This is a genomic window from Euzebya rosea (assembly GCF_003073135.1).
Taxonomy (GTDB): Bacteria; Actinomycetota; Nitriliruptoria; order Euzebyales; family Euzebyaceae; genus Euzebya; species Euzebya rosea.
In genome coordinates this window covers 79,100-104,290 of sequence record NZ_PGDQ01000003.1, presented here as the reverse complement: position 1 = coordinate 104,290, position 25,191 = coordinate 79,100, and the positions used below count along the sequence as shown (strand labels likewise).

Sequence of the window (25,191 nt, the reverse complement as noted above, 5' to 3'; positions counted from 1 at the left end):
CTCAGAGCTTCTGCGGGATCAGGTTGAAGTACATGGCGGTCAGCAGGAAGTTCTGGAAGAACAGCAGGATGAACGTGATGACGACGCTGGCCTGCACCGCGTCCCCGACGCCCTTCGGCCCGCCCTTGACCGTGAACCCCTTGTAGCAGGCGACCGCGCCGGCGGTGAAGCCGAAGAACAGCGCCTTGGTGATCATCATCAGGAAGTCCGGCAGCTGCGAGAGCGCCGACAGGGAGTCGAAGTAGGCACCCGATGTGCCGCCCTGGACGGGCACGGCGAAGTACCAGCCACCGAGGATTCCGGCGACGGCCACGATCGAGCAGAACAGCACCGAGCAGACGGTCGCCGCGACGAGGCGTGGCCCGATCAGCCGGTGCATGGGGTCCACGCCCATGACCTCCATGGCGTCGATCTCGTCGCGGATGCGCCGCGACCCGATGTCGGCGGTCATGGCGCTGCCGCCGGCCCCGGAGATCAGCAGCGCGGTCGCGATCGGCGCCTGCTCGCGCACGGTGGCCAGGAACAGGGCCGACCCGATCTGGGCCTCGGCGCCGAGCTGGCGGAAGAACGACCCCACGTGCAGCGCGATGATCATGCCGAAGGGCACGCTGATCAGGACCAGGGGGATCGCCGAGACCTTGGTGATGAACCAGGCCTGCCGGCGGAACTCGTCGAGCTGCAGGGGGCGCCGGCGCAGCGACAGCATGCCGTCGAGCGCGATGGCGGAGATGCCGCCGAGCTGTCCGAGGACGTTGCGGATCTTGTCCATTGCTGTCGGCCCACTCCTTTCGGTTCCCTGTGTCGAATCCCGCCGACATGGGTATGGCTCGGGGGTCGCTCGGCTCGTGTGAGCGACGTGAGTATGTGGTTCCGGCCGTGCGGGGTCGCTACGCACGTTGACTGCTGGATGTGTACCGGCGACCGATGCTGGTCAGTGGTCGAGGGTTGCCCGATCCCGTCGGTAGGAGCAGAGCATAGGGTCTCGCGGCCCCAGACGTGAACAGCAGCGTCGCCACGGTGTCATCGACGGGCCCCGGAGAGTGACAGTTCCTCTCCAGTCCTCGCCCATCGGCTGGCGCTGCCGACATAAGGTGCACAGCCCCGGGTCACCGGTGCGTCCCCCACCCCAGCCGGCATCACCACACAGGAGGAGCCATGAGCGGTACCGACACGCCGAAGGTCGACGAGGCCGACGTCGAATCCCTCGCCGCGGAGCTCGAGGCGATCCGGCGGCGGGTGATCAACGTGGTCGGCCACGAGCTGCGTACCCCCGTCACCACCATCCACGGCCTGGCCGGCGAGCTGGGCCAGGCGCAGGACCTCGACACGGTCCGCGACGTCATCGGACCGGCGCTCCTGCGCAACGCCGCGCGGCTCACCGTGCTGCTCGACGACCTCCTCGTCGCAGCCGGCATCGACACCGCCATCCCGGTCGATGCCCCCGGCCAGCTCGAGCTGAACGACGAGGTCCGGGCGATCTGGGGCGACCTGCGCAGCAGCATGCTCCAGCTGGAGGGACAACCGGCGACGGTGACGGGTCCCCTCACCGGGATCCGACGGGCGTTGCGGGCGGTCCTGGAGAACGCCGCGGCCTACGGGACCAGCGAACCCGAGGTCACCATCAGCGAGGAGGACGGCCGCGTCACCGTCCGGGTCTTCTCCCCCGGCCCCGACATCCATCCCGAGGAGGTCCGCCTGGCCACGGAGCCGTTCTTCCGGGGCGAACGAGCGGTCACCAGCCGCGCAGGTCTCGGGATGGGCCTGTCCATCGCCAAGGCTGTCGCCGAGGGTGCAGGGGGCACGCTATCGTTCGAGGCGACCGCGGGAGGGACTATTACGAGCATCGTGTTGCCGAGAGCGCCCATTACATGACCAGCAGTGCCCCCCTTCGCGTCGTCATCGCCGACGACGAACCCGACCTCCGGCTCCTGCTGCGGATGCAGCTGGACCGCCACCAGGACTTCGACGTGGTCGGCGAGGCCGCCGACGGCAGCCAGGCGGTCGACCAGGTCCTGAGCACCGCGGCGCAGGTCGTCGTGATGGACCTGCTGATGCCGGGCACCAGCGGGTTCGAGGCCATCGCGATGCTGGCCGAGCAGGCCCCGACGGTGGGCATCGTGGCCTACACCGCGGTGGCCGGCGACTTCGTCCGCACGGAGATGAAGCGGATCGGCGTCGAGCTGGTCCTGAAGTCCGGCGACGTGGGGCCGTTGGCCGACGCGCTTCGCCGCGCGGCACCCGCGTCCGTCGACCGCTGACCCGTCCATCGACCGCTGACGCCTCCCCCGGCGCTGCCCCCAGCCGGTAGCCGGTCCGGTGGGAACCGGCGCGATCGGGGACCCACCCACCCCACCGTGGGTACCGGCACGATCCGAGGGCCTGGTCAGAGGTTTTCGACCCGGCGTGGAACTTCCGGGCACCGAGGTGCCACCCTTGAGGTGTGCCCGCGCAGTCCTGTCCCCGTCATCGCCAGCTGACCCCCCGTGGGTTGGCTGGCATCCTCGCCCTGTCGACCCTGCTGCTGGTGGTCCTGCTGGCCGCCCCGGCCAGCGCCCACGCGGTGCTGGAGGGCGGGTCGGTGTTCGACGGGCAGGTCCTCGACGACGCCCCCGAGGAGCTGTTCCTCGACTTCAACGAAACCGTCGTGTCCCCGCGGGGTGGGCTGCGGGTTTTCGGTGCCGACGGGGAACGGGTCGACGAGGGCGGCACGTTCCAGACCGACGACGCCCCCGACATCGTGCGGGTCGCCCTGCAGCCGGACCTGTCCGACGGCACCTACGCCGTCACCTACCGGGTGACCTCGGCGGACGGCCATCCCGTCAACGGGGCGTTCGTCTTCAGCGTCGGCGCGGAGTCCGGGTCCGGTGACCAGCTGCTCGGCCAGGTGTTCTCCTCCGGGGCCGATCGACCGTGGGCGATCCTCGCGGCGCTCGTCCGGTGGGTGACCTACGCCGGCGTGCTGCTCGCCGCCGGCGCGGTGGCCACGGTGGCATGGCTGCGCGAGCACCTCGACGGCGACGACGCCCCGGTGGCGCGTGTGGTCCGCCGGGCCGGGCTGGCCGTGCTCGCCACCGCGTTCCTCGGCGTGCTGCTGCAGAACGTCCTGGTCAGCGGTGACGGGCTGTCGTCCCTCGTCGACGCCAGCGGGCTGCAGTCCACCATCACCAGCTTCGTGGGCATCTCCGCCATCGTCCGAGCGCTCGGCGCCGCGCTGCTGCTCGTCGGGATCCGTCGCACGCTCGGCGGCCCCGTCGCGCTGCTCGGCGGCCTCGTCATGCTGTCGTCGTTGTTGCTGGAGGGCCACACCCTCACCACCGGGCCGGTCGCCGTGGTCTGGGGTGCCTCCGTGGTGCACATCGCCGCCGCTGCGCTGTGGTTCGGCGGCCTGGTCGTCATGGCCATGGAGCTGCGTCGTCGTCGCCGTTCCGACGACCCGGTCGGCGCCGGCCGGCTGGTCGCCCGCTTCTCCTCCCTGTTCACCCTCAGCGTCGTCGCGGTCGTGCTGGCCGGGACGGCGCTGTCGTGGGCGGAGGTTCGGGCCCTGCGCGCACTGACGTCGACGGGCTACGGGTGGGCGCTGATCGCCAAGGTGGTCGCCGTGCTGCCGCTGCTGGCCCTCGGCACCTGGAACAACCGCAAGCTGGTCCCCGCGCTGACCGCCCGTCGCCGCCGCAGCGCCCGTGGCGGCTCGGGCCAGCCGGTGATCGCCGGTGGGTCCGACGAGGTGGCCGACCGCGCCGCCACACGCGATGCCGCCTGGTCGACGCTGGCCCGGACGGTCCGCATCGAGGCGCTCGTCGTCGTCCTGGTCCTTGCTGCCACCTCGGTCCTCGTCGCCCTCCAGCCCGCCGCGGAGGCCGCCGGTATCACCGGGGCGTTCTCCACCAACCAGCAGTTCGAAGGGCTGGGGCAGCTGTCGATCACCGTCGACCCGAACCGGGCCGGCGCCAACGAGATCCACATCTACCTGCTGAGCGACGTGGGGCGTCCGCTCGACATCGACGACGGCGTCACGATGACGCTGTCGCAACCCGAGCTCGACATCGGCCCGCTCGTCCGCACCCCGACGTTGTCGGGTCGGGGGCACTTCGTCCTCCAGGGCCCCGAGCTCAGCGTGCCCGGCCGGTGGGAGATCACCACCGAGGTGGCGACCAGCCGCTTCGACGTGGTCTCGACGGTGACGGAGATCACCGTCAACCCCTAAGCAGTCCGTCCATCCACGATCCGAGGATCCGGCGCGTCCCTGCGCCACCCGTCCCTTCGAGAGGAACCCTCCGATGACCCTTCGACGCCTGACCGCGCTGCTGGCCGGTCTGACCCTGCCCCTGCTGTGGTCCACCGCAGCCTTCGCCCACGCCGTGCTCCAGCCCGCGGCCGCCCCGGCCGGCGAGGCCACCGAGTTCCAGCTGCTGATCCCCCACGGCTGCAGCGAGGGCGAGCCGCCGCCCCCTCCCGGGAGCGAGGTCGTCGACACCCGCTTGATCTCCCTCGAGATCCCCGAGGGCGTCACCATCGACAGCGTCGCCGACGTCGAGGGCTTCGAGATCGAGCAGACCGACGAGGCGATCACCTGGACGGGCACCCTCGTCAACGAGGACCCGGGCCAGCTGTTCTTCACCGCCACCGTCGACGGCGAGGACGGCACCGAGGTGCCCTTCAACGTCTACCAGGAGTGCAACGACGAGCTGTCCTACCGCTGGACCGGCGACCACGACGCGGCCACTCCGGCCCCCGTGGTAACCGTCGGCGGTGACCCCGAGGCGGGCCACGGCCACGGCGACGACGCCGAGGGCGACGAGCACGACATGGACGAGATGGCCGAGGGCGAGGAGATGGCCATGGACGCCACCGAGGGCGAGGAGATGGCCATGGACGCCACCGAGGGCGAGGAGATGGCCATGGACGACATGGCCGCCACCGAGGAGGCCATGGAGGAGGTGACCGAGGACGCCGACGACGAGGCCACCCCCGAGGGTGCCGTCGCGACCGGTGCCGGCGGTACCGACGGCGGGTCCTCGACCCCTTGGATCATCGGCGGCGCGGCTGCCCTGGTGGCCGGGGTGGGCGCCTTGGTGATGGGTCGCCGCAAGGCGTAGCCCATGCGGAGATGCAGACCCCCGTGGCCCGTGCCACGGGGGTCTTCACTTGCCGGCCTCGCCTCCGCTCGGGAGGACCCCCGGCATCCCCGTGCTAGCATGCATGCATGCGCACGACAGTCGAGCTGACCGACGCGTCCCACGAGGCCATCAGCAACCTGGCCCGTCGCCGCGGCAGTCGCGGCCTGTCGGAGATCGTCCAGACCGCGGTCGACCTGTACCTGGCCTCGCTGAGCGCGGAGGAGGTCGAGGCGGTCCTGGGACTCGAGGGCTCGATCAGCGAGGAATCGGCCGCGTCCATGACCGCCGCGATGGAGGAAAGCAGGGGTCAGTGGCGCACGACGGCGTGATCGCCGACACCGATGTGGTCATCGACTTCCTTCGCGGGCACGGCACGGGCGTGGGGGTCGTTCGCGACCTGTTGCGTGGCGGCCGCCTGCTGCTGTCCTCCATCACCCTGTTCGAGCTGACCTCGGGCGCGCGAACCGACGCGGACACCGCAGCCGTCGACGCGTTCTCGGCCGGGCGCGTGGTGCCCTTCGGGGTCGGGGCCGCCGTCTCGGCCGGGACGGTCGGTCGCGAACTCCGGGCGGCAGGGACCCCCATCGGGGCGGCGGACACCATGATCGCCGGGCTGTGCCTGCACCACGGGTTCGCCCTGGCCACCGGCAACCGGCGACATTTCTTGCGTGTCCCGGGACTCGTCCTGCACGACGCCTGAGCGCCGCGTCAGGGACAGCGCGACGCCCGGCGCAGACCCGGGACCTACGCGCTGGCGCCCGTTCGCTGCTCGAGCTCCTCGACGGTCATGAACACCGAGCGGGCCTTGGGGCCCTCCGACGGGCCGACGACGCCCATCTCCTCCAGCTCGTCCATGAGCCTGCCGGCACGGGCGAAGCCGACCTTCAGCTTGCGCTGCAGCATCGACGTGGAGCCGAGCCCGGACCGGACGACCAGCTCCATCGCGGCCTTGGTGAGGTCCTCGTCGGAGGCGTCGTCGCCCTGCACGTCGGCGATGACCGCGTCCTGCCCCTCCTTGACGACGTTGTCGGCGTAGGTCACCTCGGCCTGGGCCTTGCAGTGGTCGACGATCTTCTCGATCTCCTGCTCGTCGATGTAGCAGCCCTGCAGGCGGTGGGGCTTGGAGGCGTTGGCCGGCATGTAGAGCATGTCGCCCTGGCCGATCAGCTTCTCGGCGCCGTGCTGGTCGAGGATGGTCTTGGAGTCGTGGCCGGTCGCCATCGACAGCGCCATGCGGGACGGCACGTTCGCCTTGATCAGGCCCGTGACGACGTTGACCGACGGGCGCTGGGTGGCGATGACGAGGTGGATGCCGACCGCGCGGGCCATCTGGGCGATGCGGACGATGGCCCCCTCGATGTCGCGCGGGGCGACCATCATCAGGTCGGCCAGCTCGTCGATGACGCACATGATGTACGGGAGGGGCTCCTCACCCTTCGGGCCCTCGTCCTCCAGTGCCCCGTCGTCGAGCACCTGGGTGTCGTCCTCGGGCCCGGCCACCTCGGCGACCGCCTGTGCGGCGAACTCCTCGGGCGTGGGCGCACCGTCGGGCAGCAGCAGGCCGGCCGCGGCGGCCTCGTTGAACCGGTCGATGTTGCGGTGGCCGTAGCGGGCCAGCAGGTCGTAGCGCCGCTCCATCTCCGAGACGACCCAGTCCAGCGCGTCCTTGGCCCGCTTGGGGTCGGTGACCACGCGGGTCAGCAGGTGCGGGACGTCCTCGTAGGTGGCCATCTCGACCCGCTTGGGGTCGATCAGGATCATGCGGACGGTCTCCGGGGAGTTGCGCATGATCACGCTGGTCACGATGGAGTTCATGACCACGGACTTGCCGGACCCCGTCGCACCCGCGATCAGCAGGTGGGGCATCTTGGCGAGGTTGATCAGGACGGGGCGGCCGGAGATGTCCAGGCCGATGCCGGCGGTCAGCGGGTGGGTCTGGGCGGCGGCCTCGGGCGAGCGGAGGATGTCGCCGAGGGTGATGTGGTCCCGCTCGGTGTTGGGGACCTCGATGCCGATGGCGACCTTGCCGGGGATCGGCGCGACGATGCGGATGTCGGGGGTCGCCAGCGCGTAGGAGATGTCCTTCTCCAGCTTGGTGATCGTGTTCACCTTCACGCCCGTGCCCAGCTCGATCTCGAAGCGGGTCACGGTGGGACCACGGCGGACGGCCACGACCCGGGCGTCGACGTTGAACTGCTCGAGCATCCGCTCCAGCGCCTCGGTCATCGACTCCATGTTCGTGGCGTTGCCCGACACGGCCTTGCCGCTGCGCAGCAGGTCCAGCGACGGCAGCTCGTAGGCGATGTCGGGGTTGAGGACCAGCTGGCGGGCCTGGCCGTTGCGCTGGGGCGAGCCCGAGTCGATGAACTCCGGACGGCTGCGCGGCGCGTCGGGTTCGTCGCCCGACAGCAGGTCGGCACGTTCGGCGTCGTCGTCGGCCGCCCGGTCGGGGACGGCACGGCCGGAGGCAGCCCGGTCCATCACGACGGTGTCGGTGGTGGCGGGGTCGATGCGGGTCCGCTCGCGGGCCGGCGCGTCCCCCTCCTCGTCCAGCGGGATGTCCAGCGCGGCGCGGACACCGGCGTCGTCCATCAGGGCCGGGGCCCGACGCGACTCCTCCTCGGAGAACTCCTCCACCCAGTCGCTCGCCGATGGGTCGTCGAGGTCCTCGTCGAGGGCAGCGCGGCTGTCCTCGCGTTCGGCTGCGCGCTGCGCCTTGCGTTCGCGGCGACGCTGGCTTCGTTCGGTGGGTTCGTCGCTGACGAACAGCGTCCAGACCGCCATGGCGGCCACCCGCGGCGAGGTGGCGGTCAGCACCAGCAGGCCGGCCGACAGCAGGCCCAGCAGGACCACGACGGCACCCGGTGTCGCCGCCAGGTTGCTGAGGGGCTTGGCCATGACCACGCCGACCCAGCCGCCGGCGGCGTGGAGGGCCGCACGTCCGGCGTCGGCGCCCGGTGCACCCGATGCGATGTGCCACAGCCCGATCAGGGCCAGCAGCACCACCGCGGTGCCGCCGACGATACGGGGGTTGCGCGGCAGGGGCTTGCCGAGCAGCAGCACCCCACCGGCGGCGATGAGGACGGGGACCGCGAGGCCGAAGACACCCAGCAGGCCCCGGAAGACGTTGACCAGCGCGACCCCGACGAGGCCGGCGCTGCCCTGTGCGTACAGCCCGAGGCCGCTGAGCACGGCGAGCACGATGAGGCCGATGCCCCACAGGTCGCGGATGCGCTCGGGCTCCAGGCCCTTGTCGGGCGGTGCCGCAGCGCGGCTGGAGCCCGACCGACCCCTGCCCGCGGCGGGCTTCTTCTTCGCCGGGGCCTTGCGGGTGGTCGCAGGCGTCTTCTTCGTGGTCGCCACGTCCTGGGTCACACCTCCATGAGGACCGGCACGACGACGGGCTTGCGGCCCAGCTGTTCGCGCCAGAACCGGCTGAGGGACTCGTACACCTTGCGCCGGACGACATCCTCGTTGCTGCTGCCGAGGGAACGGACGTCGTCGCCCAGGACCTTGGCGGCCTGGTCGAGCAGGTGGGCGTTCTCGGCCTCGTAGATCAGGCCCTGCTGCATGATCTCGGGTTCGCCGTCGAGGCGGAACCGACTGTCGAGGCGCAGCACCGCGACGCAGACCCCTTCGGAGGAGAGGCGTTCGCGGTCGCGGAGCACGGCGTTGCCGACGTCACCGACACCGAGGCCGTCGACGAACACGCGGCCGCTGTTGAAGCCGTCGCCGCGCTCGACGCGGCCGTCGCGCAGGACGACGCGGTCGCCGTCGGTGCACACGAACACCTGGTCGGCCGGGGTCCCGGTTGCCACGGCCAGCTGGGCGTGGGCGATCAGGTGGCGGAACTCGCCGTGCACGGGCACGACGGCCGAGGGCCGCACGATGTTGTGGAAGAACTTCAGCTCCTCGGCGGCGGCGTGCCCCGAGACGTGCACGCCGTGCTCGCGACGGTGCACGACCTCGGCGCCCTGGCGCATGAGGCCGTTGAGGGCACGGCTGATCGCGGCTTCGTTGCCCGGGATCTGGGAGGACGCCATCACGACGGTGTCGCCCTCGGTGAGCTTTACGTGCTTGTGCTGGCCGGCGGCCATCAGCGAGAGCGCCGCGTAGGGCTCGCCCTGGGATCCGGTGCAGATGATCAGGATGCGGGCCGGGTCGTACCGGTCGCAGTCGGCGATGTCGATGATGTCGGCGTCGTCGTAGCGCAGGTAGCCGAGCTCGCGGGCGATCGGCATGTTGCGGACCATCGACCGGCCGACGAAGCAGACCTTGCGGCCCATCGCCGTCGCGGCGTCGATGGCCTGCTGCACGCGGTGCACGTGGCTGGCGAACGTCGTCATGACCACGCGTCCGCGAGCGGACTCGAAGACCGTCCGCAGCGTGTTGCCCACGGTGCGCTCGCTGGGCACGTGGCCGGGCACGTCGGCGTTGGTGGAGTCGCACAGCAGCAGGGAGATGCCCTGGTCACCCAGCTGCGCCAGGTGCGGCAGGTCGGTGACGCGGCCGTCGATCGGCGTCTGGTCCAGGCGGAAGTCGCCCGTGTGCAGGATCGTGCCGTGCGGGGTGTGGACCGCCACGGCCATCCCGTCGGGGATGGAGTGGGTGACCTGGATGAACTCCAGCTCGAAGTCGTCGATGGTGACCTTCTCGCCGGGTTCGACCTCGACGAGCTCGACCCGGGCGTCGGGGTGCTCGGCCAGCTTGGCCTCGAGCAGCCCGAGGGTCAGCTTGGCGGAGTAGACCTTCACACCGGGGAAGTCGCGCAGGAAGAACGGCAGCGCCCCCATGTGGTCCTCGTGGCCGTGGGTGATGACGACACCCACGATCTCGGGGCCGCGCTGGATCAGGTCCTTCCAGTCCGGGAGGATCAGGTCGATGCCGTGGTGCTCGGCGTCGGGGAAGGTCAGGCCGACGTCGACGAGGACCGCCTTGCCGTCCACCTCGATGGCGCACATGTTCGCGCCGATCTCACCGAGACCGCCGTAGAAGGAGACGACTGCTGCGTCGTTGGGAATGCTCATGTCACTTGCCGTTCCACTGGGAGGCCGGCGGCCACCATCGCGTCGCGCAGGCGGGCGGCGGTGTCGTCGGCGATCGGGACCATCGGCAGGCGCAGCGCGCCGCCGGGCAGGCCCAGCCACTCCATGGCCGCCTTGAGCGGCGCGGGGCTGGGCTCGAGGAACAGGGCCTCGAAAAGGGGGAGGAGGCGCAGGTGGATGCGCCGGGCGGCGTACAGGTCGGCGTCGACGAGGGCGATCATGTCGGCCAGCTCGTCACCGACGAGGTGGGCGGCCACGCTGACCAGGCCGGCGCCACCGACGGCCAGCAGGGGCAGGCAGTTCTTGTCGTCGCCCGACCACACGCCGAAGTCGTCGGGGGCACGGGAGATCAACCAGCCGGCCTTGGCCATGTCGCCGACGGCGTCCTTGACCCCGTTGATGTTGGCGACCTCGGTGGCCAGCGTCAGCATCGTCTCGGGGGCGATCTCGCAGGCCGTGCGGCCGGGGATGTTGTAGAGGAGGACCGGAAGGTCGGTGGCCGCGGCGGCGGCACGGAAGTGCTGGTCCAGGCCGCGCTGGTTGGGCCGGTTGTAGTACGGCGAGACCAGCATGATCCCGTCGACCCCGACCTCGGTGGCCTCGGCGGTCATGCGGACGGTCTCGGCGGTGTCGTTCTTACCGGTCCCGGCGATCACCGCGGTGTCCTCGCCGACGGCCTCGACGACCGCGGCGAGCAGCTCGAGGGTCTCGCCGTGGCTCAGGGTCGGCGACTCACCGGTGGTCCCGGCCACGACGATGCCACCGTTGCCATGCGCCGCGAGGTGGCGCGCCAGCTTCTGGGCCGCGGGCAGGTCGAGCGCACCATCGGCGTCGAACGGCGTCGCCATGGCGGTCATCAGCGGAGGGAAAGCGTCTGGAGTGGACATTTGTGGGTGTTGACCTCGTGTTCGCGCACCATCGTCGGCACGCACACCGCGTTGGTGCAGTGTACTGGCGTGCCCAGTGTTGCTGGTGTGTTTGCTGAGGGCCCTGTTGCTCGTGTGGCCCGTGTGGCTGGTGTGACAGGCCCGGGGGGTCAGGCCTGTGCGATGTCTGCCGTCGAGTGTGCACCCGGTCCGTCGTCGGCGTCGTCGGCCGACGGGGCGTCGCGTGGGGCGAGCCGGAAGCCGACGAGGAAGATGGAGCCACCGGCCGCGCGGGGTTCGTAGGTGATCTCCGCTCCCATGGCGTCGACGAGCTCCTTCACGAGCGGCATGCCGACCCGCGGCCCGCCACCCTCGTCGGGGGCGTCGAACAACCGATGGGCGATGCCCGATGGTACGCCGGGACCGTCGTCGGTCACGACGAGGACGCCCTGGCCGCCGGTGGACCGCGCCTCGACCCAGACGGTGGTGCCGGCGGGGGTGTGCTCGGCGACGTTCTCGAGGAGGTTGTAGGCGATGCGCCGGGCGGCTCGCCGGTCCCCCACGACCCGGATGGGCGGGACGTCGACGTGGACCTCGTGGTCACCGAGGCGCGGCCCGAGGGCGTGGAGGCAGTCGGCGACGACGCGTCCGAGCTGCACGGCCTGGGGCTTGGCGTCGCGGGCCTCGTCGAGCGCGCCGACGTCGGCGAGCTGCTCGATGCCGCCCTCGAGCTGGGCGGTCCGCATGCGCAGCTGGGCGGCGAGGGCACGGCGGGTGTCGGCGTCGAGGGCGTCGGCGGAGTCCAGCCGGTCGGCGACCCGCTCGACCGCGCCGAGGGGTCCACGGACGTCGATGCTTGCCTGCCGCACGAACGATCGGCGTCGGCGGGTCCGCTTGGCGACCTCCGAGGCGGACTGTCCGGCCTCGGCGATGTTGTCCTGCAGGCTGGAGGCGTAGGTACCGGTCAGGTAGCCGACGCTGATCAGCACGGCCGTGATGATCATGAGGACCACGACGCGGTCGCCGAGGTCGGGGCGGTGCAGCGCGACGGGGGTGTACAGCCACTCCTCGCTCGCCAGCTGCAGCCAGGCCAGCGCCACGGAGAGGGTGGTGAAGCTGGTCGCCGCGGTCGGTCCGAGGATGATGCCGGCCGACACGATCGGGATGACGTACAGCGCGCCGGTGCCCGATCCGGTCCCGCCGACGAACGCCGCGGCCCCACCGAGCACGATCGCGTCGGCGACCAGCGACAGGGCCACGGAGGTCCTGGGGACGGTCAGCGAGGTCCGGAAGTAGATGGTCGTGACGACCGCGAGGACCGGGATGCCCAGCAGCACCGGCCATGCCGTGGTGCCGTAGATCAGCCCGATGATGACGCAGGCGATGATGTAGGCCCCGCCCCCCACTGCGCGCACGATGCCGAACCGACGAAGGAGGACTTCGTCGGGGGTGTAGACGCTGGACTCCGCCCGCTCTGCGATCTGGCTCACGGCCTGCAGCCTACGCGGCGGGTGTGTCAGCGGGCCCGTTGCGGCCCCGGTCAGCCGGCCACGACCGCGGCGGTCGCGGGCCCGCCCGGGGCGTCAGCCGGCGCTGTCCAGCCGGTGCCGCAGCTGGTGCCATCCGCGGAGGTTGCCGAGCACGTCCTCGTCCCCAGCTGCTGGTGTGGCGACGTGCTCGAGCGGCGACCAGTGCGGCGGGTCGGCGGTGACCAGCCGCTGGTACAGCTCCTCGTCGGCGGAGAGGTCCCGGCGGCCGTCGTGGGTGAGGTAGCTGACGCGGGCGCAGCGGGCCGCGGAGATGCGCCGCTTGGTCCGCTCGTCGAGGTCCTGCTCGTCGGGCCGGATGTAGGGGGTGTGCCAGCCGCCCACGGGGACCTCGACGGGCGTGGACGCGTCGAACGCCTCGCGCATCGCCTCGGCGGCCACGCGGATCTCGGGCTGGGCCAAGGGGCTGCAGCGCTGGTGCCAGAAGCCGTCCCAGTCCGTGGCCGTCACGATCACGGTGTGCCACATGAACGGCTCGAGGATCCGGTTGGCGACCTGCTTGTGCACCCCGAGGTCGTCGAGGACGCGCACGGCCTCGACCGCGGCGTCACGGGCCCGCAGCCACGCGTCGGTGGCGGCCCGTGCCTCCTCCCCCTCCAGGGGTGCGCCGGCCTGCATGCCCCGCTGGTTGGCGCCGAACTCCACCGGCATGGCGGGGTCGTCCTCGACCCGGGCGATCTGCTTGCCGATGGGGATGGCACGCGAGGACGCGGAGTTGCGGGAGAACACGCGGTGGGTGTTCAGCTCGGCCAGCACGAACCGGTGCAGCGTGACCTCGATCGTGGTCACGCGGACCCCGTCGGGCGAGATGCTGTCGGCGATGACGGTGGCCGACGGCACGGTCGGGGACGAGTCGTCGGGGTCGGCCCCGGTCTGGGGCTGCTGCAGGTCGGTCACGGCGCCGGTCACCTCGGGTCTGATCGGTCTGGCGGAGGGTGTTCACCGTACCCCCCGACGCCGACATCGCCCGGGTCGACGAGGTCCGACCCAGCGGGTCACCGACGGCCCCACCCGGAACTGCGCAGCTCGACCGGCCGACCGGCCGAACTGCACATCTGGGCGGCGGGACTGTGCAGGTCGGCCATGGGGGCGGCAGAGGTACACATCTCGAAGGGCCGGGACCGTCCCACCCCGGGGCGCCCTCCGCGACGCTGTCACCGGGTCACGCGGGCCGGCTGGCCCCTCGGGGCTCTCCCGCACGCACCTGCTCCAGGTCGAACACCCCGGAGGCCCGTGCGGACAGCGAGGCCCGCGGGCGCATCGACCCCGGACGGCTGGGCGCCTCCTGCACGTTGGCCGCGGTGGCCCACAGGATCGTCTTGACCTGGAAGGGTCGCAGGCCGGGGTGCTTGGAGAGGATGCGGGCCGCCATGCCGGCGATGTGCGGGGCGGCGTAGGAGTTGCCGGTCCCGGTGATCCGCTGACCGCCGCGCCAGGCGACGTCGACGTCGACGCCGCGGGCGAGGAACTCCGTCGGCGGGTCGGGGTTGAAGTGGAAGCGTTCGGGGTCGTCGGTGGTGTTGCAGGCCACGCTGACCACGCTGGACAGCAACGACGGCCACGACGGGCGCTGGACGTTGTTGGCGGCGGTCACGACCAGGGAACCGGCGAAGTACGCGCGGTCGCACACCTCGTGGAACGGCAGGGCCCAGTCCTCGCGTGTGGTGCCCAGCGACAGGTTGATGACGTCGTAGCCCTGCTCGACGCACCACGCGAGTCCGCGCAGGAAGACCGCCGCCTTGCCGGCGAGGCCCTCGCCGAGCACCTTGACGCTGGTGATCCGTGCACCGGGTGCGAGGTCGTGCACGATGCCGGCGCAGGCGGTGCCGTGGCCGAACGCGTCGCGGTGGGCTCCCCGGACCTCCTCGACCTCGCCGTCGGGGCCGAGCCGCAGGGCCACACCCTCGGCGACGTCGACACAGCCGTCGAGCGCCGGGTGGTCGGCGTCGACGCCGCTGTCCACGATCGCCACCCGCACCCCCGAGCCGTCGGCGCCCTCCCACGCCCACTCGGGGGTGATCTGGCCCAGGCGGATGGCGTCGGGCAACCGCATGACCGAGGAGTCCTTGGCCCATGCCGGGATGTCGGAACGGGGCATCAGCGGACCAGCGCCTCGATGATCGTGGCGACGGTGGCGTAACGGCCGGGGTCGGCGTCGGCCAGGCGCCGGAGCTCGGCGGCGAGCTCCGCGGGTTCGGGCACGTCGGCCAGCGCACCCAGGCGGTCGTCGGTCAGCGCGGCGGAGGCGACGGCCGCGTGCAGCATCGCCTGCTCGGTGTCGGCGACGTCGAACAGGCCGTCGTCGGGGTCGATCAGCTCGAGCACGCCGACGATCCGGCTGTCCCCGTCGACGGGCACGGCCAGGACGGAGGAGGGGTTGTGCCCCAGCAGGCTGGCGGTCCCCTCCCCCAGCCTCGGGTCGGCGGACTCCGCCGACAGGACGAGCGGCTGCCCCGAGGCGGCGACGTAGCCGGCGACGCCCTCGCCCGCGGAGATGGGTTCGCCGACGACGTCCCAGCCGAGGGCACCGGCGCTGGCAGCCACCCGCATGACCCGCCCCTCGATGCGCAGCAGCAGGCCGTGCGAGGCGCCGGTCCCCCGGGTCGCGGCCTCCACGATCGCGGTCAGGACGGGATCGACCCTGGTGCGTGGCATGGCGGTGAGCCTACGACGGTCCGTCCTCGACGTCGTGGACCGGATCTGCGTCGTGGACCGGATCTGCGGCGCGGACCGGATCGGCACGGGCCCGATGGGCACGGACCTTCGCGCGGTTGCCGCAGCGCGACATGCTGCACCACCGCCGTCGACCCGGCCTGGACGTGTCCAGGAACACCAGGTCGCAGTCCTCTGCGGCGCAGCGCCGGACCCGGTCGTGGTCGGCGTCGGTGACCAGCAGGACCGCGTCGCGGGCGACGGTCGCGAGGACCTGTCCGTGGCTGACCTCGATCGGCCAGCCACGAGCTCCTCCGGCCCCGACCTGGGGGGCCAGGTCCGGCTGCCCCGCCAGCCGGTTCAGCCGGGCGATGTCGCCGATGGCCGGCGGGCCACCGACGACCAGGACGGCGGCGATGCGGCTGACCGCGTCGTGCAGGGTCCGGGCGTCGCGCCGCTCGCGTTCGGTCAGCGGGAGGAGGTCGCGGACGCGCAGGTGCGTCCGCGCCCAGTCCGACAGCCCGTCGGGGTCCTCCGGTGCGTCGAGGTACTGCAGGCAGAGGGTGCCCGCGTCGAAGTCGCGCGGGACGTCGCTGCTGCCGACGGGGGCCACGTAACCAGCCTAAGCGGTGTCTCGCTCGGGCGGGGGACGTGGGACGTGGGCTCAGCTGTCGAACAGGAGGTGTTCCAGGCCGACGGTGAGCCCGGGGCGGCGCGGCACTTCCTTGACCGCCAGCAGCACTCCGGGCATGAAGGACGTGCGGTCGATGGAGTCGTGCCGGATGGTCAGCGTCTGCCCCAGGCCACCGAAGACGACCTCCTGGTGGGCGACGAGGCCCGGCAGCCGGACGGAGTGCACCGGGATGTCGTCGGTGACCTGCCCCCGCGCGGGATGTCCGTCGGGACCGGGGACGTCGATGGACTGCTGTCGCCCCTCGGCGATGAGCTTGGCGGTGCGCAGGGCGGTGCCGCTGGGCGCGTCGACCTTGCGGTCGTGGTGGGACTCGATGATCTCAACGTGCGGCATGTGGGCGGCGACCTGGCGGGACAGCTCCATCATCAGCACCGCACCGATGGCGAAGTTGGGGGCGACGACGGCGTTGGCGGGGCCGGTGAGGGCGCGGAGGTCCTCGAGGTCGTCGTCGGTCAGGCCGGTGGTGCCCACGACGGCGTGCACGCCGGCCTTGAGCAGCCAGGCGGTGTTGGTCCGCACCGAGTCGGGGTGGGTGAAGTCCACGCAGACGTCGGCGCCGGCGTCGATGATCGCCTCGCGGCTGTCGTCGGCGTCGAGCGCGGCGACGAGCTCGACCTCCGGGTCCTCCCGCACCGCATCGCACACCGTGGCCCCCATCCGACCGAGGGCTCCGAGGACCGCTACGCGCAACATGTGGTCAACCATAGAGGCCGCCTCACTGCCGCCGACGCCACGTGGACCCGTCGGCGCCGTCGAGCACCTCGACCCCGAGCTCGGCGAGCTGGTCACGGATCTCGTCGGCCCGTCCCCAGTCCCGGTCGGCCCGGGCCCGGTCGCGTTCGGCGACCAGCGCATCGACGGCGTCGGTGTCGAGGTCGTCGTCGGCGTCTCCGGTGGGCCGCTGGACCTCCTCCGCGGTGAGGGAGGTCAGGCCGAGGCCGAGCAGGCTCTCGACGGCCTGCAGGAGCACACGCCGGTCGGCGTCGTCCAGGTCGTCGTCACGGACGACCGCATGGAGCTCGGCCAGCACCTTCGGGGTGTTGAGGTCGTTGGAGATCGCGTCGTGGATGCGCGCCAGGTAGCCCCTCCCCTCCTCGGTGGTGAGCGCCTCGGCGGCCCGCTCGTGGGTGAGAAGGTCGGTGGGGATGCCGTCGGGCATGCGGCCGAGCAGCCGGATCAGGGCCGTGCGGGCGGCGTCCATCGCCTCGTCACCGAAGCCGAGCTGCTGGCGGTAGGTCGAGCCGAGGAGCAGGTAGCGGTAGACCCGCGGGTGGTACCCCTGCTGGATCAGGTCCTCCACCAGCAGGGTCCGGCCGGCGGACTTGGACATCTTCTCGTCGCCGAACAGCACGAACTCGTTGTGCATCCACGTCGGGACCCAGTCCGTGGCGTCCTCGGTACCGAGGAACGCCTTGCTCTGGGCGATCTCGTTGGTGTGGTGCACGGGGATGTGGTCGACGCCGCCGGTGTGGATGTCGAACTGGTTGCCCAGGTACTCCATGCTCATGACCGAGCACTCGAGGTGCCAGCCGGGGGCACCCACGCCCCACGGCGAGTCCCACTCCATCTGGCGGGTGACGTCCTCGGGGCTGGACCGCCACACGGCGAAGTCGGTCGGGTTGCGCTTGCCCTCGACCGCCTCGACCCGTGCCCCCTCGCGCAGGCCCTCGATGTCGAGCCCGGCCAGCTCGCCGTAGTCGGTGACGGTGGTGGAGTCGAAGTACAGGCCGCTCGGCGCGGCGTAGGTGTGCCCGTCGGCCTGCAGCTTCTCCCCGAACTTGATCATCTGCTCGATGTGGTCGGTGGCCCGCGGCGCGACGCTCGGGGCGAGGACCCCGAGCCGCTCGATGTCGGTGAAGAACGCGTCGGTGTAGTGGGCGGCGATCTCCCAGATCGACCGCTCCTCCCGCGCAGCGGCGACCTCGAGCTTGTCCTCGCCCGCGTCGGCGTCGCTCGTCAGGTGGCCCACGTCGGTGATGTTGACGACCTGGGTGACGTCGTAGCCGTGCCACAGCAGGGCCCGTCGCAGCGTGTCGGAGAACACGTAGGCACGCATGTTGCCGATGTGGGCGTACGCGTAGACCGTCGGCCCACACGTGTACATGCCGACCGTGCCGGGCTGGAGCGGTGTGAACTCCTCCAGCGTGCGGGTCAACGTGTTGAAGAGCTTGAGCATCGGGTCTGGCCCCGTGGGTCGGTCGCGGTCGTCGGACGTGGCCGGGCAATGGTACGGCCCGTCACGCGGGTCCCCACACCCGTCGACGCATGGAGCGCACCGCCTCCGCGTGTGGCATCCCAGCCCGGACGGGGTGGCCATCGCACACACCCCTCGGCGGCGTGCGGCATCACCGCCCCAGGGGGTGGCCCATGGCACACGCTGGCCAACCCCGTGTGGCATCGCCACCCCGTGGGGCGGCGCAACGCACACGCCGGTCGGGCCACACACGCCGGCTGATCAGGCCACACACGCCGGCCGGTCAGGCCACACACGCCGGCCGGTCAGGCCACACGCCGGCCGGTCAGGCCGCACACGCCGGCCGGACACCTGGGTCAGGCGACGGCGGCCAGGTCGTCGGCGTCGAGGGGGCCGACGGCAGCGATCGTCTGGGGTCCGCCGAGCAGGACGTCGGCGACCTCGGCCACCTCGTCGGCCGTGACGGCCTCGATGGCGGCCATGATCTCGTCGAGGCCCAGCAGGGGTGTCCCCGTCGTCATGGCGCGACCCATCCGGGTCATCCGGCTGGAGGTGTCCTCCAACGCGAGGATGGTCGAGCCGGTCAGGTACCCCTTGGCCTGGACGAGCTCCTCGGCGGACATGCCGCCGGTGCGCATCTTCTCCAGCTCCGCCCGGACGACCTCGACGGTCTCCGCGGCCTTGCCGGGAGCGGTGCCGACGTACACCGCGTAGGTGCCGCTGTCGGCGTACATGGCCGGGTAGCTGTAGACGCTGTAGGCCAGCCCACGGCGTTCGCGGACCTCCTGGAACAGCCGGCTGGCCATCCCTCCCCCGAGCGCCTGGTTCAGCACGCTCATGGCCCAGCGACGGTCGTCGCCACGCGGCAGCCCGGACCCGCCGAGGACCAGGTGGGCCTGCTCGGTCGGCCGGCGGTGCACCCGCAGCGGTTCGGTGGGAGACGCGGTCGGCTGGATCGTCTCGACCTCGCTCTGGAAGCCCGGTTCGTAGGCGCCCAGCGCCTCGTCGACCAGCTTGACCAGGTCGTCGTGGACGACGTTGCCGGCCACGGCCACGGTGATGACGTCGGTGGTGTACCGCGCCGACCACCAGCCCGCGACCTCGTCACGGGACATCGCGGTCATGGAGGCCTCGGAACCGAGGATCTCCTTGCCCAGCGGATGGTCGCCGTAGAACGCCTGGGCGAACTCGGAGTGCACCAGGTCGTCGGGTGCGTCGAGGTGCATGCGGATCTCCTCCAGCACCACGTCGCGTTCGTTCTCCACCTCGTGCGGTTCGATGACCGAGGAGGTGAGCATGTCGCCGAGCACGTCCACCGCCCGGACTAGGTCACGGTCCAGGCAGCGGGCGTAGTAGGCGGTGTACTCCTTCGTGGTGAAGGCGTTCATGTCGCCCCCGACCGCGTCGAGGACCTGCGCGATCTCCAGCGCCGAACGCCGTCCCGTCCCCTTGAACAGCAGGTGCTCGAGGAAATGGGTGGCGCCTTCCAGAGGGGGCTGCTCGTGTCGCGAGCCGACCCCCACCCAGAAACCGACGCTGATGCTGCGCACCCCCGGCATGTGTTCGCTGACCACCCTGATCCCGTTGGGGAGGGTGGTCAGGCGAACACCGTCGGGGATCCTGACGCCTTCAGCCACGATGTCGGATCCCTGTCGTGCTAGGAGCGACGACGACGGCGACGACGGCCTTCGCCGTCCTCGGACCCACCGTCACGGCTGCGGGTGCGCGTGCGCTCCCGACCACCGTCGCTGTCGCCACCACGCTCGCGGCTGCGACCACGGTCACCGCGCTCGGCGCGGGGCTCGGCGGGCTTGTCCTCCGTGCGGGTCTCCGCGGCGCGGGTCTCCGGCTGGGTCTCCGCTGCGGCCTCGGGCTCGTCATCGTCGTCGTCGGCGGCACCGGCCGTCGGCTCCTCGATGATCGCCAGGGAGAACTTGTTGCCGTTCTTCACCTCGCGGACCTCGACCCACAGCTTGTCACCGACGCTGACGGCTTCGTCCGCGTGGTCCAGGCGCTTGTTGCCGCCCAGCTGGGAGATGTGCAGCAGGCCGTCCGCACCCGGGGTCAGGTTGACGAAGGCGCCGAAGTCGACGGTCTTGACGACCGTGCCGTAGTAGCGCTCTCCCTCCTGCGGGACGACGGGGTTGGCGATCGCACGGATGCGGGCCAGGGCCATGTCGGCCGAGGGACCGTCGGCGGCGTAGATGCGCACCACACCGCGACCGGCGTCGTCCTCGACGTCGATGTTGGCGCCGGTCTCCTCGGTGATCTCGCGGATGATCTTGCCCTTCGGGCCGATGACCTCGCCGATCTTGTCCTGCGGGATGTACTCGACGTGCACCTTCGGCGCGTACTTGTTCATCTCCTTGCGGGGCTCGGAGATGCAGTCCGTGATGACGTCCAGGATGTCCATCCGGGCGTCCTTGGCCTGGTTCAGCGCGTCGGCGAGGACCTGGGCGGGGATGCCGGACAGCTTGGTGTCGAGCTGCAGGGCGGTCACGAACTCGGCGGTACCGGCGACCTTGAAGTCCATGTCACCGAAGGCGTCCTCGGCTCCCTGGATGTCGGTCAGGGTCGTGTACTTGCCGTCCTCGGAGATGAGGCCCATCGCGATACCGGCCACGGGGGCGTGGATCGGGATACCGGCGTCCATCAGGGACAGGGTCGAGGCGCAGACCGAGGCCATGGAGGTCGAGCCGTTGGAGGACACGACCTCGCTGACCAGGCGCATGGCGTAGGGCAGCACCTCGGTGGAGGGCACGACGGGCAGCAGCGCCCGCTCGGCCAGCGCACCGTGGCCGATCTCACGACGCTTGGGACCGCGCATGAAGCCGGTCTCGCCGACGGAGAACGGCGGGAAGTTGTAGTGGTGGATGTACCGCTTCTCGGTGTTCGGGTCGATCGTGTCCAGGCGCTGGGCGTCACGCATCATGCCGAGCGTCAGGATGTTGAGGACCTGGGTCTCACCGCGGGTGAAGACACCGGAACCGTGTGCGCGGGGCAGCACGCCGACCTCGGCGGACAGGGCGCGCAGGTCGGCCGGACCACGACCGTCGATGCGGACGCCGTCGTTGACGACGCGGCGACGGATGAGGGTCTTCTCCAGCGAGCGGAAGGCGTTCTTGGCCTGCTTCTCCAGCTCGTCGTCGGCGACGTCGACGTCACCGGCGTTGGCGAAGACGTAGTCGATCGCCTGGTCGCGGAGCTCCGCGATGGCGTCGGTCCGCTGCTTCTTGTCCATCCGGTCGTCGACCAGGATGCGGCCGAGCTCCTTGGCGGCCGACTTCTCCACGGCGTCGTAGACGCGGGAGTCGTAGGCGGCGAACAGCGGGAAGTCGCGGGTCTCCTTCTCGGGGGACTTGGACGCGAACTCCAGCTGCAGGTCGCACAGCTGCTTGAGGTAGCCCTTGGCTTCCTCGAGCGCCTTGCCGAGGACTTCCTCGGTCGGCTTGACCGCACCCATCTCGATCTTGGTGACGGCGTCCTCGGTGGCCTCGGCCTCGACCATGAGGACGTCGACCTCACCGGAGTCGGGGTTCAGGCGACCGGCGACGACGAGGTCGAACACGCCCTCCTCGTCCATCCACTCGAAGGTCGGGAAGACCGTCCAGTTGCCGTCGCGGTCCATGCCCATGCGAACACCGGCGACCGGGCCGTCGAAGGGGATGCCGGCCAGCATCGTGGCAGCCGAGGCGCCGTTGATGGCCAGGACGTCCGGCGGGTTGGACTGGTCGGCGGACAGGGTGGTGATGAGGATCTGGACCTCGTTGCGCAGCCCGTCGTGGAAGGTCGGCCGCATCGGGCGGTCGACGAGGCGGCAGGTCAGGATCGCGTTCTCCGAGGGGCGACCCTCGCGCTTGAAGAACGAGCCGGGGATGCGTCCCGCGGCGTACATCTTCTCCTCGAAGTCCACCGTCAGGGGGAAGAAGTCGAGGTGTTCCTTCGGCGCACGGCTGCCGGTCGAGGTGACCAGCAGGATCGTCTCGCCGAGGTGGCAGACGACAGAGCCGCCGGCCTGGCCGGCAAGCTTGCCGGACTCCATGGTGATCTCGACGCCGCCGACAGTGGCAGACGCGGAGTAGGTACCGAGCTTCGTCATGTGGTGTTGCCTTTCGTCCCGCGTGTTGTCCTTCTACGCACGCCTATCGGTGCGCCGCGGGGTGGTTGGTGAAGCACGAGACGACTGCCCTGTCAGGGGGCGGATCTCCAGCCCCGGTTCTCAGTGGTCACACGCCAGCGTCCTGGGGGCGTGCTGGCGGGTGGCCACTGACAACCGAGAGCGCTTCGGTGCCCGAAGTGGGGGCGATCGTCTCGTAGGTCGTATGCAGTTGTGGGTTCGTATGCAGTTGTCGATGTGCACCCGTGGGTGCGATGCCGTCGGGTCCTGCGGCACGGTCCGTGCCGAAGAAAATCGACGAACGGCGCCGGCCCCGAGGGGTTCCGGCGCCGTCGAGGCGTGCTAGCGGCGCAGTCCGAGCCGCTGGATCAGCGAGCGGTAGCGCTCGATGTCCTTGCGCTGGAGGTAGCCGAGGAGGTTCCTCCGCTGGCCGACCAGCATCAGCAGGCCGCGCCGGGAGTGGTGGTCCTTCGCGTGGGTCTTGAGGTGTTCGGTCAGGTGGTTGATCCGACCGGTCAGCAACGCGATCTGCACCTCGGGGGAGCCGGTGTCACCCTCGTGGGTGGCGTACTCCTTGAGGATCTCTTCCTTGTTGGGCAGGGGTGCCTTGGGCATCTGTGATTGCTCCTCGTCGTGGTCGTGTCCCGCCGGGTGGGCTGCGCTGCTCGCAGTCCGGGGTACCTGGCCGAGCGTCGGAGCCGACGCCGTCCTGGCCCTCCTGGGATCACCCGCCGTGCCGGTGAGAAACACCGAACGGGCACGAGATGATCGCCACCGAATGGTGACTAGCGACGGAGTATAGCGACCACTCCTGCGCTGGCCACCCGTCCGCCTGCGCGGATGGCCGGCGCCGGCGGGTCAGCGCGAGGGGCGGAAGGACGGGCCGCCGGTGATCGTCTGTCCGGCCGGCGGGGTCACGGTGGCCACGTCGCCGGTCGTGGTGTTCAGCACGCGGATGGTGTTGCCGGTCCGCCAGGCGATCAGCGTCCCGGAGGCGTCGGCCTCGACGCGCTCGGCGACGTCGGGCCCGGCATCGTCGACCAGCACCTCCACCTCACCCGTGGCGGCGGCGACCGCGACGAGCCGGGTGGTCCCACCGTCCTCGGCGACCAGGACGACGGTCTCGCCGTCGGGCAACCAGTGGGGGTCGGAGACGGCCACCAGCTCGGGCTGGACGACCTCGCCGTCGGGCCACGGCGCGATCCGGAGGACCCCGACGCCGGCGACGGCGTCGACGATGGCGATGTCGCCGCTGCCAGCGGGATCGAGCGCCGCACCGATCAGCGCGGCCCCCGGCCGGATCTGCACCTGGGCGTCGGCGTTGTCGAAGCCGTCGAAGCTGCGGATGGTCAGCAGCACCATCCGACCGTCGGCGGTGCGGTAGAGGGCGGTTGACCGCTCGGCGGCGTCCGGGGCCCCGGCATGCGGGCCCGCGGCCTGCAGCGTGGAGATCACCCGGTCGAGGGCGTTGACCCCGCCGTTGCAGCCACCGCCGGCCTGCAGCGGTGTGCCCGTGCACTGCGTCGACCGCTGGTGGTAGATGACACGACGGTCCGTGGCGCTGGACAGCTCCACGACGTCCCTGACCTGATCGTTCTGGCGGCGGTCGGCGAGGATCGGCCGGCCGGCGTCGACGACGAAGTAGGACACGGCCGTGCCGGTCTCGTGGAGGGCCATCAAGTCGCCCTCGCGGAACCAGTCCATCTCGCCGCACTCCCCCTGCGGGCAGGTGTACACGAAGCCGAGGTCGGTGCCGTCGAAGGACGCGGCCCGCACCTGGCCGGCGTCGCCGACGGCGGTGCCGTAGACCAGCGCCCCGACGGGGACCTCGACCACGATGACCGGATCGAAGCCGACCTCCACACGGCCGGCGTCACACACCTGCAGCGTGACCGCACACGTCATCGCCGCGGGACCGGGCTGCAGGTACTCCACCGTGGCCGGCGGCAACGAGTCGACGTTGCCCAGCACCAGCGGCGCCGGCGCACCCTCGCGGTCACCCGAGTCGGCGTCCACCGCACCGCCGGCGGACTGGGCCGCGGCACCGAAGCCGGCCGCCCACGCGTCCTCGGAGAAGCCGTCGACCAGGATGATCCGCTCGACATCGGCCGCCTGACCCAGCCCTCGCGCGTCGGCGATCGCCAGCGCCGTGGCGGCACGGTCGGCGCCCGAGACGCGGGTCACCGACAACCCCATCCCCCGCAGCGCGTCCTCCACCGCCTGCCCGATCGCCGCGGTCCCCCCGACGATGTTGACCGTCGTGATCGCCGAGGACGCCAGGTACTCCCGCGTCGACGTCGTCAGCTGGTCGGTCTGGGTCAGCAGCACCGGCCAGCCCTCCGCGGCTGCCCAGCCACCGGCCGCCAGGGTGTCGGCGAACCCGCTGCTCGGGTTGCCCTCCACCCCACCGGCACGGGCCAGGATGGCCGTCGTCGCCGACGGCCGCTGGCGGGCCACATCGATGGCCGTCTCGATCCGCGTCGGCCCGGACAGCCGCTGGACCGTCAGACCCTCGGCAGCCAGCTCGTCGGCCACCGCCGAGGAGACCGCCGACTCACCACCCAGCACCACCGCATCAGTCGCCCCGACCCGACGGATCTCCGCCATCGTCCGGGCCGGCACCGGCCCGTCGGTCGGCACCAGCAGCAACGGCCCCTCGTCCTGCAGCACCCCGGAGGCCAGGGAGTCGGCGAACACGTCCTCGCGGCCGATCAGCACCGTCCGTGCCCCGCCGTCGGGGAACGTCGCCCTCGACAGCTCGACGGTCACGTCGACGTTCGGCGTGGAGGACTCCGCCAACCCGACCGCGATGGTGTCGGGAGGGAACGGATCGTCCTCCCCCGCGACGACCGGCACGACGCCGACCAGCGCCAGCACAGCGGTAACGACGACGAACAGCAGCGAACGCTTCACCACGGGCCTCCTCGCGACGACAACCCCGAGAAGGTGACGGTACGAA

General features: G+C 71.3%; 21 protein-coding genes. 6 read left to right on the top strand and 15 right to left on the bottom strand.

Going from position 1 to position 25,191, the window contains the following annotated elements:
• Position 1: 1 nt before the first annotated feature.
• Positions 2-769, bottom strand: a complete 768-nt coding sequence (locus tag CUC05_RS03480) for an MlaE family ABC transporter permease (RefSeq protein WP_108664691.1) — start codon at positions 767-769, stop codon at positions 2-4.
• A 386-nt stretch (positions 770-1,155) separates the two neighbouring features.
• On the opposite strand from CUC05_RS03480, the gene CUC05_RS03475 reads away from it, so the two are divergent.
• From CUC05_RS03475 to CUC05_RS03450, 6 genes are all read left to right on the top strand, one after another.
• The gene (locus CUC05_RS03475; RefSeq protein ID WP_108664690.1) at positions 1,156-1,872 is read left to right on the top strand and encodes a sensor histidine kinase; all 717 of its coding nucleotides are present in this window, start codon (positions 1,156-1,158) and stop codon (positions 1,870-1,872) included.
• Complete coding sequence (locus CUC05_RS03470) at positions 1,869-2,258, top strand: response regulator (protein ID WP_108664689.1); 390 nt, start codon at positions 1,869-1,871, stop codon at positions 2,256-2,258. Before CUC05_RS03475 ends, CUC05_RS03470 begins: the two co-directional genes overlap by 4 nt.
• A gap of 182 nt (positions 2,259-2,440) precedes the next feature.
• Positions 2,441-4,204, top strand: coding sequence for a copper resistance CopC/CopD family protein (locus CUC05_RS03465; RefSeq protein ID WP_108664688.1), 1,764 nt, complete (start codon positions 2,441-2,443; stop codon positions 4,202-4,204).
• 73 nt (positions 4,205-4,277) lie between these two features.
• Entirely contained in the window at positions 4,278-5,096 is an 819-nt protein-coding gene (locus CUC05_RS03460) for a hypothetical protein (RefSeq protein WP_108664687.1), read from the top strand.
• Positions 5,097-5,203: 107 nt separating this feature from the next.
• Positions 5,204-5,446 (top strand): ribbon-helix-helix protein, CopG family, encoded by a 243-nt coding sequence (locus CUC05_RS03455; protein ID WP_108664686.1) that lies wholly within the window; start codon positions 5,204-5,206, stop codon positions 5,444-5,446.
• Positions 5,428-5,817 carry a type II toxin-antitoxin system VapC family toxin gene (locus CUC05_RS03450; protein WP_157965164.1) on the top strand — a complete coding sequence of 130 codons (390 nt, stop codon included), beginning with the start codon at positions 5,428-5,430 and terminating at the stop codon, positions 5,815-5,817. Before CUC05_RS03455 ends, CUC05_RS03450 begins: the two co-directional genes overlap by 19 nt.
• A gap of 44 nt (positions 5,818-5,861) precedes the next feature.
• Here CUC05_RS03450 and CUC05_RS03445 read toward each other — a convergent pair whose 3' ends face one another.
• The 14 genes from CUC05_RS03445 to CUC05_RS03380 form a co-directional block, all read right to left on the bottom strand.
• A complete protein-coding gene (locus CUC05_RS03445) occupies positions 5,862-8,480 on the bottom strand; it encodes an FtsK/SpoIIIE family DNA translocase (RefSeq protein WP_157965163.1) in 2,619 nt (872 codons plus the stop codon).
• Positions 8,481-8,488: 8 nt separating this feature from the next.
• A complete protein-coding gene (locus CUC05_RS03440; RefSeq protein WP_108664684.1) occupies positions 8,489-10,144 on the bottom strand; it encodes a ribonuclease J in 1,656 nt (551 codons plus the stop codon).
• Positions 10,141-11,019 (bottom strand): 4-hydroxy-tetrahydrodipicolinate synthase, encoded by an 879-nt coding sequence (dapA, locus tag CUC05_RS03435; protein WP_205712108.1) that lies wholly within the window; start codon positions 11,017-11,019, stop codon positions 10,141-10,143. Before dapA ends, CUC05_RS03440 begins: the two co-directional genes overlap by 4 nt.
• A gap of 179 nt (positions 11,020-11,198) precedes the next feature.
• The gene (locus tag CUC05_RS03430; protein ID WP_108664682.1) at positions 11,199-12,518 is read right to left on the bottom strand and encodes an ATP-binding protein; all 1,320 of its coding nucleotides are present in this window, start codon (positions 12,516-12,518) and stop codon (positions 11,199-11,201) included.
• A 93-nt stretch (positions 12,519-12,611) separates the two neighbouring features.
• A complete protein-coding gene (locus tag CUC05_RS03425) occupies positions 12,612-13,472 on the bottom strand; it encodes an FAD-dependent thymidylate synthase (protein ID WP_157965162.1) in 861 nt (286 codons plus the stop codon).
• A gap of 265 nt (positions 13,473-13,737) precedes the next feature.
• Positions 13,738-14,673, bottom strand: coding sequence for a S8 family serine peptidase (locus CUC05_RS03420; protein WP_108664680.1), 936 nt, complete (start codon positions 14,671-14,673; stop codon positions 13,738-13,740).
• On the bottom strand, positions 14,673-15,230 hold the full coding sequence (locus tag CUC05_RS03415; protein WP_108664679.1) for a GAF domain-containing protein: 558 nt from the start codon (positions 15,228-15,230) through the stop codon (positions 14,673-14,675). The genes CUC05_RS03420 and CUC05_RS03415 overlap by 1 nt, the downstream gene beginning before the upstream one ends.
• Positions 15,231-15,240: 10 nt before the next feature.
• Positions 15,241-15,840, bottom strand: coding sequence for a CGNR zinc finger domain-containing protein (locus CUC05_RS03410; protein WP_108664678.1), 600 nt, complete (start codon positions 15,838-15,840; stop codon positions 15,241-15,243).
• A 51-nt stretch (positions 15,841-15,891) separates the two neighbouring features.
• Entirely contained in the window at positions 15,892-16,614 is a 723-nt protein-coding gene (dapB, locus tag CUC05_RS03405) for a 4-hydroxy-tetrahydrodipicolinate reductase (RefSeq protein WP_108664677.1), read from the bottom strand.
• A gap of 22 nt (positions 16,615-16,636) precedes the next feature.
• Positions 16,637-18,097 (bottom strand): cysteine--tRNA ligase, encoded by a 1,461-nt coding sequence (cysS, locus tag CUC05_RS03400; RefSeq protein ID WP_108664676.1) that lies wholly within the window; start codon positions 18,095-18,097, stop codon positions 16,637-16,639.
• Between the two features lie 374 nt (positions 18,098-18,471).
• On the bottom strand, positions 18,472-19,752 hold the full coding sequence (locus CUC05_RS03395) for a M16 family metallopeptidase (RefSeq protein ID WP_205712107.1): 1,281 nt from the start codon (positions 19,750-19,752) through the stop codon (positions 18,472-18,474).
• Positions 19,753-19,772: 20 nt separating this feature from the next.
• The gene (locus tag CUC05_RS03390) at positions 19,773-22,214 is read right to left on the bottom strand and encodes a polyribonucleotide nucleotidyltransferase (protein ID WP_108664675.1); all 2,442 of its coding nucleotides are present in this window, start codon (positions 22,212-22,214) and stop codon (positions 19,773-19,775) included.
• Positions 22,215-22,574: 360 nt separating this feature from the next.
• On the bottom strand, positions 22,575-22,847 hold the full coding sequence (rpsO, locus tag CUC05_RS03385; protein WP_108664674.1) for a 30S ribosomal protein S15: 273 nt from the start codon (positions 22,845-22,847) through the stop codon (positions 22,575-22,577).
• Positions 22,848-23,090: 243 nt separating this feature from the next.
• A complete protein-coding gene (locus tag CUC05_RS03380) occupies positions 23,091-25,145 on the bottom strand; it encodes a cell wall-binding repeat-containing protein (RefSeq protein ID WP_170127906.1) in 2,055 nt (684 codons plus the stop codon).
• Positions 25,146-25,191 lie beyond the last annotated feature (46 nt).

Coding starts and splice junctions, on each gene's coding strand:
- CUC05_RS03480 (WP_108664691.1), bottom strand. CDS start 769: ATGGACAAGATCCGCAACGTCCTCGGACAGCTCGGCGGCATCTCCGCC.
- CUC05_RS03475 (WP_108664690.1), top strand. CDS start 1,156: ATGAGCGGTACCGACACGCCGAAGGTCGACGAGGCCGACGTCGAATCC.
- CUC05_RS03470 (WP_108664689.1), top strand. CDS start 1,869: ATGACCAGCAGTGCCCCCCTTCGCGTCGTCATCGCCGACGACGAACCC.
- CUC05_RS03460 (WP_108664687.1), top strand. CDS start 4,278: ATGACCCTTCGACGCCTGACCGCGCTGCTGGCCGGTCTGACCCTGCCC.
- CUC05_RS03455 (WP_108664686.1), top strand. CDS start 5,204: ATGCGCACGACAGTCGAGCTGACCGACGCGTCCCACGAGGCCATCAGC.
- CUC05_RS03440 (WP_108664684.1), bottom strand. CDS start 10,144: ATGAGCATTCCCAACGACGCAGCAGTCGTCTCCTTCTACGGCGGTCTC.
- dapA (WP_205712108.1), bottom strand. CDS start 11,019: ATGACCGCCATGGCGACGCCGTTCGACGCCGATGGTGCGCTCGACCTG.
- CUC05_RS03420 (WP_108664680.1), bottom strand. CDS start 14,673: ATGCCCCGTTCCGACATCCCGGCATGGGCCAAGGACTCCTCGGTCATG.
- CUC05_RS03415 (WP_108664679.1), bottom strand. CDS start 15,230: ATGCCACGCACCAGGGTCGATCCCGTCCTGACCGCGATCGTGGAGGCC.
- dapB (WP_108664677.1), bottom strand. CDS start 16,614: ATGTTGCGCGTAGCGGTCCTCGGAGCCCTCGGTCGGATGGGGGCCACG.
- cysS (WP_108664676.1), bottom strand. CDS start 18,097: ATGCTCAAGCTCTTCAACACGTTGACCCGCACGCTGGAGGAGTTCACA.
- CUC05_RS03390 (WP_108664675.1), bottom strand. CDS start 22,214: ATGACGAAGCTCGGTACCTACTCCGCGTCTGCCACTGTCGGCGGCGTC.
- rpsO (WP_108664674.1), bottom strand. CDS start 22,847: ATGCCCAAGGCACCCCTGCCCAACAAGGAAGAGATCCTCAAGGAGTAC.